We start from the raw sequence: 226 nt of genomic DNA, 5'->3' as shown, positions 1-226 counted from the left end.
TCCTGTCGGGCAGGCTGGGTGGTCATGGTGTGGTCGCTGCTCTACGCCCTGACACGGAACACTCTCGGGCTGATGCTGCTCCGGATGCGTGGGGACACCTCGAAGGAGGCGGAGCTCCTTGTCCTGCGACATCAGGTGGCGGTGCTGCGCCGGCAGGTGAACCGGCCCGGTCCTGGAACCGGCGGATCGGGTGATCCTCGCAGCCCTGTCCCGGCTGCTGCCCCGG

At 69.0% G+C, this 226-nt stretch carries 1 pseudogene; it reads left to right on the top strand.

Annotation, left to right across the window (positions count from 1 at the left end):
- Positions 1-226: pseudogene (locus tag FMEAI12_RS00010) on the top strand (helix-turn-helix domain-containing protein); the annotation flags it as partial.

It is taken from the genome of Parafrankia sp. Ea1.12 (assembly GCF_900465275.1).
Classification (GTDB): Bacteria; Actinomycetota; Actinomycetes; order Frankiales; family Frankiaceae; genus Parafrankia; species Parafrankia soli.
Note: the sequence above shows the minus strand (reverse complement) of the source record. Positions and strands in the feature narration are given on the sequence as shown.